At 59.6% G+C, this 17,293-nt stretch carries 9 protein-coding genes; 5 read left to right on the top strand and 4 right to left on the bottom strand.

Going from position 1 to position 17,293, the window contains the following annotated elements; genetic code table 11:
• Nucleotides 1–49: 49 nt before the first annotated feature.
• Nucleotides 50–787 (bottom strand): transposase, encoded by a 738-nt coding sequence (locus PLJ71_18810; protein HQM50744.1) that lies wholly within the window; start codon nt 785–787, stop codon nt 50–52.
• 1,440 nt (nt 788–2,227) lie between these two features.
• Here PLJ71_18810 and PLJ71_18805 point away from each other — a divergent pair.
• Genes PLJ71_18805 through PLJ71_18790 form a run of 4 tightly spaced genes read left to right on the top strand, consistent with a single transcriptional unit; the run spans nt 2,228 to nt 10,467 of the window.
• Nucleotides 2,228–4,279, top strand: coding sequence for an efflux RND transporter periplasmic adaptor subunit (locus PLJ71_18805; GenBank protein ID HQM50743.1), 2,052 nt, complete (start codon nt 2,228–2,230; stop codon nt 4,277–4,279).
• Nucleotides 4,280–4,282: 3 nt separating this feature from the next.
• On the top strand, nt 4,283–8,278 hold the full coding sequence (locus PLJ71_18800; GenBank protein HQM50742.1) for an efflux RND transporter permease subunit: 3,996 nt from the start codon (nt 4,283–4,285) through the stop codon (nt 8,276–8,278).
• A 40-nt stretch (nt 8,279–8,318) separates the two neighbouring features.
• A complete protein-coding gene (locus PLJ71_18795; protein HQM50741.1) occupies nt 8,319–9,791 on the top strand; it encodes a TolC family protein in 1,473 nt (490 codons plus the stop codon).
• Between the two features lie 4 nt (nt 9,792–9,795).
• Nucleotides 9,796–10,467, top strand: a complete 672-nt coding sequence (locus PLJ71_18790; protein HQM50740.1) for a hypothetical protein — start codon at nt 9,796–9,798, stop codon at nt 10,465–10,467.
• Between the two features lie 299 nt (nt 10,468–10,766).
• Here PLJ71_18790 and rimO read toward each other — a convergent pair whose 3' ends face one another.
• Nucleotides 10,767–12,104: a 30S ribosomal protein S12 methylthiotransferase RimO gene (gene rimO / locus PLJ71_18785; protein ID HQM50739.1), complete on the bottom strand. Its 1,338-nt coding sequence runs from the start codon at nt 12,102–12,104 to the stop codon at nt 10,767–10,769.
• A 144-nt stretch (nt 12,105–12,248) separates the two neighbouring features.
• Complete coding sequence (locus tag PLJ71_18780) at nt 12,249–15,212, bottom strand: hypothetical protein (GenBank protein ID HQM50738.1); 2,964 nt, start codon at nt 15,210–15,212, stop codon at nt 12,249–12,251.
• Nucleotides 15,213–15,556: 344 nt separating this feature from the next.
• Between PLJ71_18780 and PLJ71_18775 the strand changes: the two genes are divergently transcribed.
• Nucleotides 15,557–16,756 (top strand): Gfo/Idh/MocA family oxidoreductase, encoded by a 1,200-nt coding sequence (locus PLJ71_18775; GenBank protein HQM50737.1) that lies wholly within the window; start codon nt 15,557–15,559, stop codon nt 16,754–16,756.
• A 161-nt stretch (nt 16,757–16,917) separates the two neighbouring features.
• Here the strand turns inward: PLJ71_18775 and PLJ71_18770 are convergent.
• On the bottom strand, nt 16,918–17,293 hold a 376-nt coding region (locus PLJ71_18770; protein HQM50736.1), incomplete at its 5' end, for a gfo/Idh/MocA family oxidoreductase.

Below are 17,293 nucleotides of genomic sequence, written 5' to 3'. Positions count from 1 at the left end.
GCTTCACTTCTCGACCGCCCCAATTCCCGCTACACTTCTCGACCGGCGTTTACACCGCTCCCGTGTCCATGTCCACCGCGTGTTCCGCCTTGTGAGCAAGATGCGTGCGCCCGTCTTTCATCTTCGTTATGCGCGCATCCGGATCGTGTGGATTCTTCCAATCCTTGTTCGAGCCCTTCTTCGGACGTTTCTTGTCAAGTTTAGCCAGATCTTCGCGTGTAGGCGTTTCGATTCCCGATGCCTTGGCCAATCCTATGAGGAATTGTTCATAGGGCTCGCCTGTATCACGCCGCACGATGCTGCGCAGCGCCGCGTTGGCCTCCAGCGTTGTGGCATCCACCCCCAAGGTCTTTCCGCGTAGCAGGCCCTTCCTGGCCAGCACGCCCAGCACCCATTGGAACACCCGCTCGTGGGTCTCCACCGACATCAAGCGACGCGTCCGCGACAAACTCGAATGGTCCGGAGTCGACTCCGTCAGCGCATAACCCAGAAAAGACCGAAGCGCCATGGAGTCCGCCACGCGCCACGCGATGCCCCGCTCCGAGTCAATGCCCTCGAAGTAACCGACCAGCAACGCCTTGAAGTACACCACCGGCGGGATGCTTGGCCGTCCCAGGACTTCCGCGTAGTACTGCGCGCATTCGGCTTCCACCATCGCCTCGAAACCCTCTTCGGCCAATAAGGCGTTGACACGCTCATAAAACGGGTGTCCTGGCGCGCAAGGCAGCGCGCTTGTCTCCACCCAGAGCGTTTCTTGTCGTTCTTTGTCCATCCGTCCCATCGCCATTGCGAAATACCTCCCCACCGACCACGCCGAAAGTATATCCTAGACATAGTTAAATGTCAATATGATCTACGCGCCCCGCCCGACTTTTACCACGGGCTGCTAGGAGAGGCCTGAATGTCGACTTCAGTCGCTTGAACATTGCATCGCCTGTCTTCCGGTTCTCCTTAAGCCAGGGCCCATAGATATTGTCTAGGTAGGCTTCTAGGTCGTGAGCCTTTGCCCTTCGCCGAGCTTCGGCTGGATCCTGGCCGAGTCGGACGCTCGCGAGATACTTTTGCGCAGCTTTCCGGGCAAGTTTCGGCGTGAGTTTTTTCGTGCTTCCAAGGCAGTATCGGGTCTTTCGTCCTTCTTCGGTACGGTACGTAACGTAGTATGACATGCTGCCTTGGGGGCCAATCCGGAGAGACATGCCAGGCAATTCCGTATCGTGAATCTCTTGTCTTTTACCGGTTAGTTCAATACTTCTGAGCAAGTTTTGCGTGATATGATCTCTCATGCTGCTTCCCTGATTGAGGTTAAGTGAGTCTGCGGGGTTCCGCCGGGGTTCCACCGGGGTTCCACCGGGGTTCCACGGGGGCTCCAAAACCATCATACAGAGAAAGATCGCGCGATACAATAGAAAACGATAAAGCTTTGCACAAAAAGGAGATATGCATACTCCGATGTTCGCCTGCGTTCGCCTTCATTTGGTATGAAATCCGACTGGGGGTCAAGAGGTCGCTGGTTCAAATCCAGTCGCCCCGACCATTGATACCAAGGACTTACGCCGATTTCGCGTAGGTCCTTTTTTGTTCGGGGTCCTATTGGGGTTCTAGAAAGTCTCAGTTTGAGGCTTTTTCCCGCGCCCGTCGCAAGCAAGAATGGAGCGCACTGTCGGCTCGTTCCCACATCGAGCAGAAGGAGCTTGCAGTTCCTCTGCATTCCCGCTCACCTTCCAGCCATAAGGTACCTCTTGGGGATATCCTCCATGCAAATCTGAACAAAGACGCAAGCATACAACTGACCTCCTGCCAGCGTGTTAGCGTTTTGACTGGCACGGAGGGCAGATGGCATTCTCGCTCTCGAAGGATGCCGGGTACTGCGTCATTACCGAACCTTCAAGGCAGTGCCTCTACCGTGCGTAAACATAACCGCGGCAGGAGCATAACTTGTGTCTCAGCCTCAAATCGCCCGGGGTCTGATATGGCTCACGAGCCCTCTGTTTTAGTGACAAGGGGCTTTGAAGGTCGGCTGAGTTTCTCAGCATTACGGGATGGAGAGGGAAAGGGAAGACTTGGCCCCGGCCACGTCTCTGGGGATGACAAACGCAACTGTTGTGTGTTCACTAAATTAAATGGCTGAGAATGCGCTGGAACAAGCTGTTGCTTAATTGCCGGAAGGTGTGTTGGAAGCATCTGATTCCGTGCCCTGGAAGCACGGGTGCGGCGTGGGAGTATCGGGATGACGGACAACAACAGGTCGTCGACAGGACGCGCCCTGCCCTATTTCAAGGCTGCGGGCATTGTGCTGGCTCTTTTGCTGGCGCTATGGTTGGGGTATGTCATGCGAGGGCCGGCAACACCCCCTTCATCAGACCACGGCCCCCATCACGGAGCTGAGGCCGAATCCGGGCAACAACAGGTCTGGACCTGCTCGATGCACCCGAACATCCGACAACCCAAGCCCGGGAAATGCCCCATTTGCGGTATGGACCTGATTCTCGTGACGCCGGAGGAAGGAAATGAGGATGCCGGGCCTCGGTCACTCCGGATGAGCAAGTCGGCCCGGGAGTTGTTGAACATTCAGATAAGTCCGGTTCAACGGCGCTTTGTGAACGCTGAAGTCCGGATGGTGGGCAAGGTGGAATATGATGAAACCAAGCTCGCCTATCTGACCGCCTGGGTGGCGGGACGGCTCGACCGGCTCTTTGTCGACTACACAGGCATCAGGGTGGCCAAAGGTGACCACATGGTCAGCCTGTTCAGCCCTGAACTCTTGACGGCCCAGCAGGAGCTGTTCGCGGCGTCCCAGGCATTCAGTCGAGTTTCGGAGGGCTCGCCCGAGACGCTGAAGAATTCCGCCAAAGCGACTGTCGATGCGGCGCGTCGCAAGCTGCGGCTTTGGGGTCTCGCGGAGTCCCAGATCCGCGAAGCCGAGCAGTCGGGTGCTTTTTCCGACCACGTAACGATATATGCTCCCATCGGCGGGACGGTGATTGAGCGAATGGGCTTTGAGGGGATGTATGTGGAAATGGGCGACAGGATTTATACCATCGCGGACCTCAGCGAAGTCTGGGTGAAGCTGGATGCGTATGAATCGGACCTCGCATGGCTCCACTATGGACAAAAGGTTTCGTTTGGGACGGACGCATGCCCGGGGGAACGTTTCGCGGGCCGGATAGCCTTCATTGATCCGATACTGAATCCGGTGACACGCACGGTGAAGGTGCGTGTGAACGTGCCCAATCCGGAAGGAAAGCTGAAGCCGGAGATGTTTGTACGGGCTGTTGTTCTCGCACAAGTAGCCGCCAATGGCCGGGTGATGGACCCGGAATTGGCCGGGAAATGGATCTCGCCGATGCATCCCGAGATCGTGAAGGATAAACCCGGGACCTGCGACGTATGCGGGATGCCTTTGGTACGGGCGGAGGAATTGGGGTATGTTTCCGCAGTTGCGTCAGACAGTACCAAGCCTCTGGTTATCCCTGCTTCGGCGCCGTTGATCACGGGCAAGCGCGCGGTGGTTTACGTCGAGACACCTGGAACTGATCGGCCCACATTCGAAGGGCGCGAGGTGGTGCTCGGCCCGCGTGCGGGAGATGAGTACATCGTCGAGAGCGGGCTTCAGGAAGGCGAAATGGTCGTCACGAACGGAAACTTCAAGATTGACAGCGCCCTTCAGATCCTCGCAAAGCCCAGCATGATGAACCCGGAGGGCGGAGCCACGCCCGCAGTTCATGAACATGGTCCGGCGAACGGTGCTGTGAGCACCCGGCCTTCGGGCGCCGCCCCTGATGAGGGAGAGGCCAAGAACGCGCCCGAGGCGTTCCAGACACAGCTTCGCGGCGTGTTTGACGCTTACCTAGAACTTGAGGCTGCGTTGGCATCGGATGAGCTGGAGAAGGCTGCCGCCGCGGTGAAACGCGTCGCGGACATGCTTGCCGCTGTAGATATGACCCTGCTTGGGGGCGAGGCGCACGGGCGCTGGATGGAGCATTTGCAAGCACTCCAACCGGCTCTCGAAGAAGCTGGAAAGGCCAGCGACATAAAGGCCTTGCGTACGAGCTTTGCAAAGGTGTCCGACGCGCTGGTCAAGCCTGTTCGCGCTTTTGGGATTGGCGAGGGCCATCCGGTCTATGAATTGCACTGTCCGATGGCGTTTGAGAACAAGGGAGCCAACTGGCTCCAGGCGGATAAGACGGTGCGCAACCCCTATTTTGGCAAGAGCATGCTCACTTGCGGCGAGGTGGTGGGCCTTGTGACGGGTCCCGAACAGTACTCAGGGAACGAGTAAGCCATGAGTGAAGGCCCAGTGAAGACCTCGTCCGACAGTCTCGGTCCCGAGAAGATGTCCTGGGTTGACCAGATCATCTGGTTCTGTCTGAAGAACAAGTTGGTGGTGTGGCTGGTCACCCTTTTTGTTGTGGGGTGGGGCATTTATGTGGCTCCCTTCGACTGGGAACTGGGGGGATTTCCAAGAAATCCCGTTGCGGTTGACGCCATTCCCGACATCGGCGAGAACCAGCAGATCGTATTTACGGAGTGGGAAGGACGTTCCCCCCAGGATATCGACGACCAAATCACGTACCCGCTGACGACCGCTCTCCTGGGTATTCCGGGTGTAAAGACGGTCCGCAGCTATTCGTATTTCGGCTATTCGACGATCTTCATCATATTCGAAGAGAAACACGATTTTTATTGGTCGCGGACGCGCGTCCTCGAGAAGCTGAGCAGTCTTCCGGCGGGCAGCATGCCCGAAGGCGTGCAGCCGATGCTGGGGCCGGACTCCACGCCTCTCGGACAGGTCTTCTGGTATACGCTGGAAGGACGGGACCCCGACGGACAGCCCGTGGGCGGATGGGACTTGCCGGAACTCCGCTCTATTCAAGATTGGCACGTCCGGTACGCATTGCTTAGTTCAGGGGGCGTCAGCGAGGTGGCGTCCATAGGAGGGTTTGTTCGCGAATACCAGATCGACGTAGACCCGGATGCCATGCGCGCGTATAACGTGAGACTGGAAGACGTATTCAATGCTGTGCGGATGTCCAATGTTGACGTTGGAGCGCGGACTATTGAGGTAAATCGCGTCGAGTACCTGATCCGAGGTCTTGGATTCATCGAAAACCTCCAAGACGTTGAGAAGATTGTGGTGCGGGTCAACGAGAATGTGCCCGTTCGGGTCAAGGACATTGCGGCGGTATCCCTGGGTCCTGAGATGCGCCGGGGCGCCCTGGATAAGGAAGGCGCGGAGGCTGTGGGCGGAATCGTGGTAGTTCGGTACGCCGCTAATCCCCTCGAAGTCATAAAGAACGTCAAGAGCAAGATCCAAGAGATTGCGCCCGGGCTGCCCAGCAAGCCGGTTATTGACTACCATCGGGTGGACCGGGGTGAAGTGGAACAGTTTGCGGAGGCCCAAGGTTTCGAAGCCTATGCCAGCGCCGAGATAAACGACGCGGCCTGGCTGTCGTGGCTGCGCGGTCATGAGCGGGCGCAGTGGCCTCCGTGGATCACCACGAGCCAGGTGACGGTCGTGCCCTACTATGACCGCACGGGGTTGATATACGAGACCCTGGGAACTCTGAACTCGGCAATCATCGAGGAAGTGATTATCACCATCATCGTGATCGTGGTGATGGTGACGCACCTCCGGAGTTCCATTCTGATCAGTTCGGTGCTGCCGTTGGCGGTACTGATCAGCTTCATCGCGATGAAGGTCTTCGGGGTGGACGCCAACATCGTGTCCCTATCCGGGATCGCCATTGCCATCGGCACGGTCGTGGACATGGGCATAATCATCTGCGAGAACATCCTGAAGCATCTGGACAGCGCCGGCCCCGGCGAGGACCGCTTAAAGGTAGTATTTCGGGCCTCGAGTGAGGTGGGCAGTGCCGTGCTCACCGCCATCGCTACAACCGTGGTGAGCTTCCTCCCCGTCTTTGCCATGACCGGCCCGGAAGGGAAACTGTTCAAGCCGCTGGCCTTCACGAAGACGTTTGCCCTGATGGCATCCGTGATTGTGGCCCTTACGATCATTCCCGCCCTGGCCCATGTCCTGCTCGCCAGCCGCATTCAGTCCAGGAAACTCATGCGATACATCCTGGCTGCCCTTTTCACCGGCGGCGTCGTAACGGTCTTTGCCGTTGCATGGTGGGCCGGTCTCGTCCTCATCGGCTTCAGCGCCTACCACCTGTCGGTGGATTATGTTCCGCCGCGATTGCGCAAGGCGGGACCATGGCTGGCTAACGGTGCGGCCCTGGTTTTGGTCTTGGTGGTCCTGACAAAGCACTGGATGCCTCTCGGACCGGATAGAGGCCTGTTTCTTAATCTTGTTTTCGCGGCCATCATTATCGGGGGGCTGCTGTCGACCTACCTGGTATTCCAGTGGACTTACCGGTTCTTCCTGGCGTGGTTTCTCGATCATAAATGGGTCTATGTCAGCGCTGTGAGCCTCCTTGTCCTGGCGGGATTGACAGCCTGGCTGGGATTCGATCGTGTATTCGGGGTGGTCCCTGCTGCCATCGGGAAGGTGGGAATACCCGCTGAGCGGATCCGTCTCAATCCCATCTGGGTCAGTATGGCGCATAAGTTCCCCGGATTTGGAAAGGAGTTCATGCCTCCTTTGGACGAGGGCTCGTACCTCTACATGCCCACCACGATGCCGCATGCTTCCGTAGGCGAGGCCCTGGACATCATCGAGCTTCAGGACCGGTCCATCGCATCAATCCCCGAGGTGGACGCCGTGGTGGGTAAAGTGGGGCGGGCTGAAAGTGCCTTGGACCCCGCTCCCATGAGTATGATCGAAACCGTCATCAACTATAAGCCTGAGTACTTGACGGACATGAACGGACGCCGGCTCACGTTCAAGTACGACGAGGGCGCAAATGAGTTTGCGCGGGATGCCAGCGGCGCATTGATCCCCGATCCCTTTGGGCGGCCCTACCGCCAATGGCGTGATCATATCAAGTCCCCCGACGACATCTGGCAGGAGATCGTGAAAGCGGCCCAGGTTCCCGGCACGACCAGCGCTCCGGAGCTCCAGCCCATCAACGCGCGGATAGTAATGCTTCAAAGCGGCATGCGCGCGCCCATGGGCGTGAAGGTGAAAGGGCCTGACCTGGAAACCATCGAGAAGGTGGGGCTCGAGATCGAGCATTACCTCAAAGAAGTTCCGAGCGTTCAGGCAGATGCGGTCATTGCGGACCGCATCGTGGGCAGCGCCTATCTTGAGATTGACATCAACCGGGAGGCCATTGCCCGCTATGGACTGCGAATCCGGGACGTCCAGGACGTCATTGAGGTCGCCTTGGGCGGCATCCGGCTGACGACCACGGTTGAGGGACGCGAGCGCTACCCGGTCCGCGTCCGCTATTTGCGCGAGTTGCGCGATCGGATTGAGACGCTGGAGCGAATTCTGGTCCCATCCATGGACGGCACCCAGATCCCGCTCATCCAACTGGCTGATATCCGCTACGTTCGCGGGCCGATGGCCATCAAGAGCGAGGACACGTTCCTGGTGAGTTATGTGCTTCTTGACAAGAAGCCTGGGCATACCGAGGTGGATGTGGTGGAAGATTGCCAGCGGTACTTGCAGCAGAAACTTGATAGCGGCGAATGGAGCCTGCCGGCAGGAGTAAGCTACAGCTTTGCGGGAAGTTACGAGAATCAGGTGCGCGCCCAGGAAACTCTGGCCGTGGTCATCCCGGTTGCCTTGTTCATTATCTTCCTTCTTCTCTATTTCCAGTTCACGTCGTATCTCACCACATTGCTGGTGTGGTCGGGGCTGTTGGTTGCCGGGTCTGGGGGATTCTTGCTCCTGTGGCTATACGGGCAACCGTGGTTCTTGAACTTCGATCTATTTGGGGTGGACATGCGGGAGTTGTTCCAGGTGCACCAGATCAACCTGAGCGTGGCCATCTGGGTAGGTTTTCTAGCGCTTTTCGGCATTGCTACGGACGACGGGGTCGTGATTGCAACGTATCTCGATCAAAGCTTCGCCCGCAGGCGGATCACTTCTATCAAGGATATCCGCGAGGCGACGCTGGCTGCCGGGTTGCGGCGAATCCGTCCCTGCCTGATGACCACCGCGACCACGGTGTTAGCGCTGGTGCCGGTGCTCACGTCCAAAGGCCGGGGGGCCGATGTCATGGTTCCCATGGCGATTCCCTCGTTCGGCGGAATGACCATTGAACTGCTTACGCTTTTTCTTGTTCCTGTCCTGTATTGCTGGGTCAAAGAGATCAAATTCCGGATGTTGGGACAGGGTGCGGCCCCGCCGGCGCCCGGCGAAAGCTGAGGCGGCACGTGCGCACCCATAAAGAAGGAGTTGGATCGTCATGTGGTTGATTCTTCTAGTTAGCGTTATCGGTGCGGAGCCCGAGGTACAGCCGCCAGCCTTTTTCGCCGGGAACGAAGAACTTCATGCGTACCTTATGGAAGCGGCCGAAAACCACCCCGGTCTCCATGCAAGGCACGCGGAATGGCTGGCGGCTCTCGAGAAGATTCCCCAGGTTACCGCCCTCGATAACCCCCAATTCACCTACAGCTATTTTGTCCGCTCGGAGGAATCTCAATACCGTGTCGGCCTTATGCAGATGTTTCCGTGGTTCGGTACGTTGCGCGCGCGAGGCGACGCCGCGGTCTCGGAAGCTGAAGCGGCCCTCCAACGGTTCTACGCGGAGCGAAATACCCTGTTCACCGATGTCAAACGCGCTTACTTTGAGTATGCCTACCTGAGCGAGAACTTTCGGGTCACTCAGGGGCAGGTCGAATTGCTGCAATATATGGAAGAAACAGTTCGAACAAAGTACGCTCTGGGCCTGGCCACCGAGGACGAACTCCTTCGCGTCCAGATGGAGCAATCGGCCATCCAAGACCGCCTGAAGGAACTGGCCCAGTTTCGCCCCGCCCTTGCAGCGCGTCTGACCACGGCCCTGGGACGTGACAACGCAGAACCACCCGAGTGGCCCGAGCCTTGCGGATTGCCGCCCGCTCCGCCGGAGCCTGCCGCCGTGCTCGCTCGTGTGCGTGGGGCCAATCCTGAAGTCCGCGTTATGGATCACGTAATTGACGCGCGAGCCGCCGAGATTCGTCTGGCGAAGAAGATGGGCTACCCGGAATTCACCCTCGGAGTCGAGTTCGAGGAAATGAAAAACATGCCTCCCATGATGGACAAGACCACTGCGACCCTTGAGGCCGCCGGTGCGGCGAACAGCCTGCTGACCGGCATGGCGGCAAACCCTTTCGAAGCCGCCATGAACGTGAACTCCCTGGCGCAATATGACCGGTTTGTGACCGGAAAAGAGCCTGACGACGACTTGATGGTCTCTCTAACGCTAAGCCTGCCGGTCTGGCGGAAGAAGGTGAAGGCGGGCATCGCGGAAGCACGGCAGATGAAATCGGCTGCGGAACACGAAAAGCAACGCGTCATCTTATCGCTTGAAGAAGCAACGCGTATGGCGTACTTCGAGATGCAGGACGCGCAACGCCGTTACAGTCTGTACGCGGATGACCTGCTGCCAAAAGCCCGTCTTGCCTATGAAAGCCTTCAGGTCAGCTATGCTACCAGCGCGGGCGCGGATTTTCTCGACCTGCTTCAAAGCGTGCAAACCCTGCTCAACTTTGAACTCGAGCAAGTGCGCGCGGTCCGGGACGTGCAACAGGCTTCCGCGCGGTTGGAGTCCCTGATGGGCGGCCCGTGGATGGAGTCTGGCGATTCGGCCGCTTTAGCTGGTGACGATTTGTTGAGCGACAAAGCGAAGTTTCCCATAACCGTCAAGCGAAACGGCGACGGAAACACGGAGGGTTAACCCCATGAAACAAACGATTGCGATGGTGGTGCTGGCGGGCGTCGTGGCCCTTGCCGGATTGACTTGGACGGACGCCGCGGCGCAGGAAGCTACCCCGCCCCCGAAGGGTGATATCTATATGCTCACGACCTGCCCGGTGTCGGGCGAAGAGCTGGGATCCCGGGGCGAACCAATCATCAAGAGCTATGGCGGCCGCGAAGTCCGGTTCTGTTGCGAGGGATGTGTGTCCAAGTTCGAAGCAGATAAGGAGGCGTACTGGAAGAAGATCGACGCGGCCGAAATCAAGGAACAGAAGAAGCTTTATCCCCTCGATACGTGCCTCGTGTCGGGGCAGAAACTCGGTTCCATGGGCGAGATTGTCGATAAGGTGTACAAGAACCGATTGGTCCGGTTCTGTTGTGGAGAATGCCCGGCTACGTTCGAGAAAGACCCAGCGAATTACCTGAAGAAGCTCGACGCCGCCGTCATCGAGAAACAGAAAGACAGCTACCCTGTTAAGACCTGCGTCGTGTCTGGCGAAAAGCTCGGTTCGATGGGCGACCCCGTCGACTACGTTGCGGGGAACCGCCTGGTGCGCTTCTGTTGCAAGGACTGCGTCAAGGCGTTCGAGGCAGACCCTCAGAAGTATCTGAGCAAGCTCGAAAAAGAATCCGCACCATCAAGCGAAGGTTCATGAACAATTGCGGTTGCCGAGAGTCCATCCGAACTGATTCGCGCATGTCCTCGGCATGATTTTATGGTGCGAGAGAGCCCAACCCGATGTCTTGAATGGTGAGGCGGCTCATCAGGAGAATGCCGCTTCCTGAGCCATCGGGATTACGCTTCGGCAGGACGCTGACAGGGAATGGAGTTCCGTTTATAAGCATCAGGCTGCCCGAACCGAACCCGAACGTTGGCCGGGAAAGGAGCCGTCCGTCCGCTCAATCCGCTCGCCTCACGGGCCTGTGGAGGCATACCGGCCAGGACTTGTTTTGATTATTCCCTGATGACCCGGGCAGTAACGTCGTAGATATCGGCGCCGATGATCTTGGCCGTGACGAACTGGCCCGGGTGTAGTTTTCGGGCTGATTGGAGCAGGACGACCCCGTCGACTTCGGGGGCTTCACGGGCGGACCTTCCGACCCACTGGCTGTGGTTCTTGTCGTAGTCTTCGACGAGCACGCGCTCGACGTTGCCGATTCTCGAGCGGCTATTTTCCTGGGCGATCTCGGCCTGCGCGGCCATCACGGCTTCCCATCGGTTCTGGCGGACGCGTTCTCCAACCTGTCGCGGCGCGACGGCGGCGGAGGTTCCGGGTTCGCGCGAATAGGGAAACGCGCCCAGCCAGTCGAACCGGAGTTCTCGTATGCCGTCGAGCATTCGGCGATGCTCGGCCGGGGTTTCACCTGGAAACCCGACGATCATGGTGGTGCGGAGCGCGATGCCGGGTATGGCTTGACGTAAGCGAGCCACGAGGCGGCGCGGGTTGATCCGGTTCGAAGGCCGGCGCATGCGCCTGAGGATCTCGGGGTCAACGTGTTGGAGAGGCACGTCGATGTAGGGAACAACCTTGGGTTCGGAGGCCATGACTTCGAGCAGCTCGCTGGTGATTCCGCCGGGATAGCAGTACATGCAGCGCAGCCAGAAGTCGCCGGGGAGGGCGCACAGGTCGCGCAGGAGTTCGGGAAGCCCGTATGAGCCGTGTCTGTCCCATCCGTAGACGGAGACGTCCTGGGCCACGAGAACGAGTTCGCGGACGCCCTCCGCAAGGAGGGTTTGTGCTTCTTCGAGGAGGATCTCAGGGGGGACGGAGCGCAAGCGGCCTTTCATAAGGGGAATCGAGCAGAAGCTGCATGCATGGTTGCATCCGTCGGCAATTTTGAGGAACGAATATGGACGGGTGTCGGCTCTGCGGCGCGGCAAGGGCGAGGCAATCTCTACAAGGGGTTTGGGTCTCACGAGGTCTCTGCGCGATGCACCGGAAACGACAAGGTCTACAAGCTGGGTGAATTGGCCGACTCCGACAACGCCCTGAATCTCGGGGATGGCATCGAGCAATTCCGGGGCATGGCACTGTGCCAGGCAGCCCGCGGCGTACAGGCGAGGAGCCCCGTCGCGAGCCGCTGCTTCCGCCCATGCTACGAGCGTCTCAATGGACTGTTGTTTGGCGTCTGCGATGAAACCGCAGGTGAGAACAACCACGGCATCGAGCCCGGGGCCGTCGGGTGAGGGTTCGAAGACGACGGTACACCCGCGGGCTTCGAACAGTCCGGCGATATATTCATTGTCAACGGTGTTCTTGTCGCAACCGAGGGTGACTAAACCGATTCGCATTGGTGAATTGTACGGTGGGGGCGTGAATGGTTCAAAGGGGGAGCGCGTCATATGTTCAGACTCGCCAGGCAGCGGGTCGGTTGTGCGGGCATCATCAGAGCGGGGCCGGCAGCAACGTCGCGGCCTGTACGTGCTCGATGGATGTCATCCGCCCGGCAGGACGAAGAGCCAGCGGTTTGAACTCGTCTGGTCGAGAGTGATGGTGAGAGTATCGCCCTCGCGCTGGCTCGGGACAGCTTGACCGCGGCTGCCGAGGGTCGGGCCCTGTGCCACGACCTGGACGGCCTCGGGCAACCCGTAGACGGGGATGTGGACGGCGCCGTCTCCTTGAAAGAACATCTCCATGAGAGCGCCGCCCTCTATGCGGCGTTGGGATTCGACGGGCGCCCAGGCCGCGGTGGGTATGGGACTGTCTGCGTAGACGGTCGTCTTGCCGTCGATGGTGATCCGGTCGCTTCCCATCCCGCAGAAGGCAGTCAATCGGCCTTCGTCATCCATACGGAAGGTAACGGCGTGGTTGCCCGCGTACGTTACGGCATGTCCGCCCACGTGGAATCCGTCGAGCAAAACGGCTTCCGAAGGCAGGTCGAGCTGCTCGACGATGGCCTTGTCCTCGTCGGGTTTGCGGGCGAATCCGCCGGGCCAGCATTCTTCCAGGAGACGGAGATGGGGGGCGATGGAAACGGCCCCGTTTGGAAACGTGCACGCCAGGTAATCCGAAGTACGAGAGACGTAATCGGCGTTGTCATTCACACCCTCGAACCGGCCGGTGCCCGGGTACGCCCCGAGTGCGTCGAGAATATCGAACCAGTGCCGTTCTTCATAACCGAGACTCATGGACTGGTCATCGCGCGGACGGAATCCCAGAAACGTTACCGATCCGCCGCTGGGCGTCACTCTGTGCGCTCCTACGATTTTCTCTTTCACGCGCGCAACGGCCTGGACGTCTTCACGCGGCGTGACGGGGTAGATGCGGTCCACGATGAAGTCGGTCAGGATGGTCATGGGCGGGATCGAGGCGAATGCGCCGTCAAACACGACTTGGCGTCCGGGCGCGAGGAGCCCTTCGTTGAGGCCGGGGGCGTAGTCGACTCCGGTCAGATCCTGCCACCGCGCGAGCGCGCTCTCTCCGTTGGCAAGCAACACCGGCGGCGGCCCTGACCATACTACACGGCATCCGTTCTCGACCATGGCGCGCATCATCTCGAGCAACTCGGGCGCCGGGAAGGGTTCGAACGTGGCGCACAACGTCGTGAACCGCCGTCCGGCTACCTCGAGGGCTCCGTTCAGGACTTTCCCGCGTTCGAGCAGCTTGGCTTGGGTAATGTAGTTCGCATAGCCGTATTGTGTCATCCAACTGCCGAAACGTTCCTCGGCCGCGACAAGTTCCAGGGGATAAAGCATGAGCACGGAGGTATCCCGGTGCGCCATGCCTTGCACCATGGCGAAACACTGGTCCGCCGCGGCGCCGTAGGTATTCACGAGGGCTTGACGGCGCCGGCTGACCTCGTACGGCATGCCCCAATGGGCCGCATACGAGTAAGGGACTTCGTTGAGAATGCCCGTCGAGCACGCCAGGGCCAGCCCGAAATAGTCGCGGTCAAGCCAACCGCCTTCTGCATGATCGTTACCCGTGCCCGTCAAGTAATCGCCCCACTTGAAGTAGTCGTGGCAGGCCGAAGCTGCCTGATGCACGGTATCGGACCAGACGAAATTGGACGTGTACTCGTATTGATTCTGCTGATGCGGCTCGACGCCGGTGTCCCATTTGTCGATGGTGGGACTCTCTGCCCATGTGGCGTGGGCGCGCGTGGTCAGCAGATGGCCCATCCGTTCCTCGAGATGCCGTTTCGCCGCGACGAACAGGTCCACGACGCCGTCCTGCAACAGACGGTAGTAGCGGGCGCGAAACAGGGCGGTCGCCCGAATCGCCTCGGGCGTGTCCCCAAACACGTGCATGCGGCCCGCCTTCGCGGACAGATCGTTCGCGGTGTCCTCCTGGCCGTGAACGAAATAGAGGAGATACTTTGCGAGATCGCGGTACTCTTCCCCATAGGCCTTGGCGAAAGCGTCTGCGAGACCTGGGCTCACATAACGCATGGCGAACTCGCCATTGTCGTGATGAGAGAAGTAACCCCAGTCCTGCTGAATGTGCATCTCGTCCGAATACAGCGCATTGAGCTTGACCCCTGCGTCCGCATATTTGTCGCCGAGGGACTTGAGGTACGGGAGCGCCTGGCCGCTGAAATAGTCCATTTCAGGCGTGCGGTATTCCTGGACCACAAGCACGCGGTCCCGGGGCCCCCCTTCGGAAGACTCGCCGTAGACACGAATGCGGACTGCTTCGTAGTCGCCCGCGCGGCGGCGCGTATTGTCCCACACCTCGACCTGGGCGTTGTCCGTGATCTCGACGATGCCGGCGGGGTCGACGTACAGGTAGGGGGTGCCGCGAAGGCTTCTTTCCTGGAATGCGAAGACCCTCACGCCCGCGGGGATGAGTTCGAGAGGGCCCTTGTTGTTCGCCCAGCGCAAATGCCGCCAGAGCTGCACGCTGTACCGTCCGGTTTCCGGGTCGCGCAACCCTTTTCGGTAGTGCATCCAGACGCCCGACTCGCCCGTCTGCTCCACGTATCCCGGCCCGATTTCCAAGGGCGACAAGAGGCTCAGTTCGAGGCCAAGCCCGTAGTGCTGGGCGAACTTGCTGATGGCCGCGAGCCGCTCGATGTATTCGTCCTTATCGGGGGTGAGGCGGCGGGGTTTGCCTTCCTGGCCCGGCCGGTATTGAGCGAAGAAATGGTCGAACGCGAGAACCAGCGTGCGGTTCCCGGCCGCTTGTGCCCGCTCGCACAACTGGCGCAGACTATCCTCATGCTTGGTAAATGTGAGGCTCATATCGATTACCTTGTCTGGGTCCGATAACGCCTCTAACTGCTCGTCGCTCACAAGGATGATGTGGGGCCGGCCCAGCAGGAAGCCCCATGGCCCCGGGTAGCTCACCAACTCGCCCTGGTAGACGTTTTCGGGCACGGAGGCCGTGTCCGCGGCGGCAATTCCCGGCGAACCGAAGACGGCCACGGCAGTCAACACGATTAGTGCAGGCCAACTCATCACAAGCCTCATTTGGGGGCGGTTGTGTTCAAGTTGCTGGCGGCCCTGCCACAGCCCCCTGTCGGCCGAGCCGCACCGTAGCATAGCATGTCGCGGAACAGCATAAAATCTGGGGCGGATCGATGCGCGCAACGATAGCGCCCGCCAGCGATGCATACGCATTACGATTGTGACGCCCGTATTTGCCCGGGGGCTTTCTTTCCTGTCTGCGCTCGCCGCGGCCGTTCAGGCCGTTTGAATCCCCAACTGGTTTTTGATTAACTCAAGCAGATTCATCAGCACGGGAATAGTCACGTCAATTGGATGTTTTCCGCATCCGCTACGCGTCATTTGGGAGGACCATCATGTTTGGCTCGATTACACGCCGTTCGTTCATCGGGAACGCCGCAGGATGCGCCGGGCTTCTTGCTGCCACGGGCGAAACCCGCGCCGGCGAGCAACCTATTCAGGGATTCGGCGACGTCAGAAGCAACACGCGGACGGACAAGGCGTGGGAACCGGTTTCCGACCGAAAGATCCGGATGGGCATTGTCGGGTATGGCTTGTGCAAATTCGGGGCGGCGTTCGGTTTTCAGGATCATCCCAATGTCGAGGTTGTCGCCGTGAGTGATCTGATCCCCGACCGTTGCGCGGGGCTGGCCCAGGCATGCCGTTGTGCCAAGACGTATCCGTCGCTCGAAGAGCTTGTCAAGGATGATGCGATTGAGGCGGTCTGGGTGGCGACTGATGCGCCGAGCCACGTCCGCCATTGTATCGAAGTGCTTGAGCACGGCAAGCACGTGGCCAGCGCGGTGCCGGCGTGCTTCGGCTCGCTGGAGGACGCCGACCGCCTGTACGAGGCGGTCAAGCGCTCAGGGCTCAACTACATGATGTTCGAGACGAGCGGGTTTCACGATGACTGTTACGCGATGCGCGAGATTTTCAAGGCCGGCGGCTTCGGCAAGCTCGTCTACACGGAAGGCGAATACTACCACTACGCGCCAACGCCGCTTGACTCCTACAAGGGCTGGCGCGTGGGCTGCCCTCCGCTGTGGTATCCCACGCACTCGACCGGCTACTATGTCTGCGTCACCGGTGGAAGTTTCACGGAGGTCTCCTGTTTGGGCATGCCCAGCGAACTGCAGCATTGCCAGCCGGAGAACAATCCTTACGGGAACCCGTTCGGTACCGAAATCGCCCTGTTGCGCACCAGCGAAGGCGGCATGGCCCGCATGCTGATGAGCAAGGATACCCCCGGCCACGGCGGCGAGATGGGTCGCGTGCGTGGACAGAAGGGCTCGATGGTGGGCCTCACGTACGACGGCACGGCCGATATCTCCGGCCTGACCCTCGCCAAACCGCCCCTGCCGCCCGGGGTCGAAGCTGGCGGCCACGGCGGCTCGCACGGCTACCTCTGCGAAGAATTTGTCACGTCTATCCTTCAGGAACGCCCACCCCTCATCAACGTGGCGTGGGCGCTGAACATGACCGTGGCCGGCATCGTCGCCCATCAGTCTGCTCTCAAGAACGGCGAGCTGCTGAAAATCCCGCAGTACACGTTTTGAGCGGCCGGACCTTTCGGCCTGTTCGAAGTTATGGACGCGTGCACCGTGGCGATGAGGCGAGGAACGTCTTGCACCAACAATTCAAGCGGTATCCAACGGGTTCTGACGGCTTGCATGTCGCTTGACGGCAGTCGTATGCGAAATAGAACAGGCTTTTGTTCTTAAAGCTCCCAGCCCGGCCGATACTCCCGGGTGAGGTGCTTGTTCGCTTCCGGCACATTGGTGATCTGCATGTTGGCGGCATCGTAGAGGACCCTTCCGCCCGCCCGCAGAGCGACGGCGCCGAGATTGATGGTCTCGGAAAGAGCGGCGGCTTCCAGGAAACTGCCCATGCTGGGTTTGCCGCCCTTGCAGGCCTCGAGCCACTGTACAATGCCGGGCGCGGCTGCGCCGGCATCGCTGGGACCTGCGGCCTGCGGTTTTGACTCCTGGTACGCGCGCATCCTCTTCTTGGGGATAATTCGAGGTTTCTGGAGAAGGAAGCCGGAGAGAATCTTTCCTTTGTCGCCGACAAACATCATGCCTTCCGCGGGCATT

It is taken from the genome of Candidatus Hydrogenedentota bacterium (assembly GCA_035416745.1).
GTDB lineage: Bacteria > Hydrogenedentota > Hydrogenedentia > Hydrogenedentales > SLHB01 > UBA2224.
The sequence above is the reverse complement of the archived record's forward strand: the minus strand, read 5'-3'. Positions and strand labels throughout refer to the sequence as shown.

Coding starts and splice junctions, on each gene's coding strand:
- PLJ71_18810 (HQM50744.1), bottom strand. CDS start 787: ATGGCGATGGGACGGATGGACAAAGAACGACAAGAAACGCTCTGGGTG.
- PLJ71_18805 (HQM50743.1), top strand. CDS start 2,228: ATGACGGACAACAACAGGTCGTCGACAGGACGCGCCCTGCCCTATTTC.
- PLJ71_18800 (HQM50742.1), top strand. CDS start 4,283: ATGAGTGAAGGCCCAGTGAAGACCTCGTCCGACAGTCTCGGTCCCGAG.
- PLJ71_18795 (HQM50741.1), top strand. CDS start 8,319: ATGTGGTTGATTCTTCTAGTTAGCGTTATCGGTGCGGAGCCCGAGGTA.
- PLJ71_18790 (HQM50740.1), top strand. CDS start 9,796: ATGAAACAAACGATTGCGATGGTGGTGCTGGCGGGCGTCGTGGCCCTT.
- rimO (HQM50739.1), bottom strand. CDS start 12,104: ATGCGAATCGGTTTAGTCACCCTCGGTTGCGACAAGAACACCGTTGAC.
- PLJ71_18780 (HQM50738.1), bottom strand. CDS start 15,212: ATGAGTTGGCCTGCACTAATCGTGTTGACTGCCGTGGCCGTCTTCGGT.
- PLJ71_18775 (HQM50737.1), top strand. CDS start 15,557: ATGTTTGGCTCGATTACACGCCGTTCGTTCATCGGGAACGCCGCAGGA.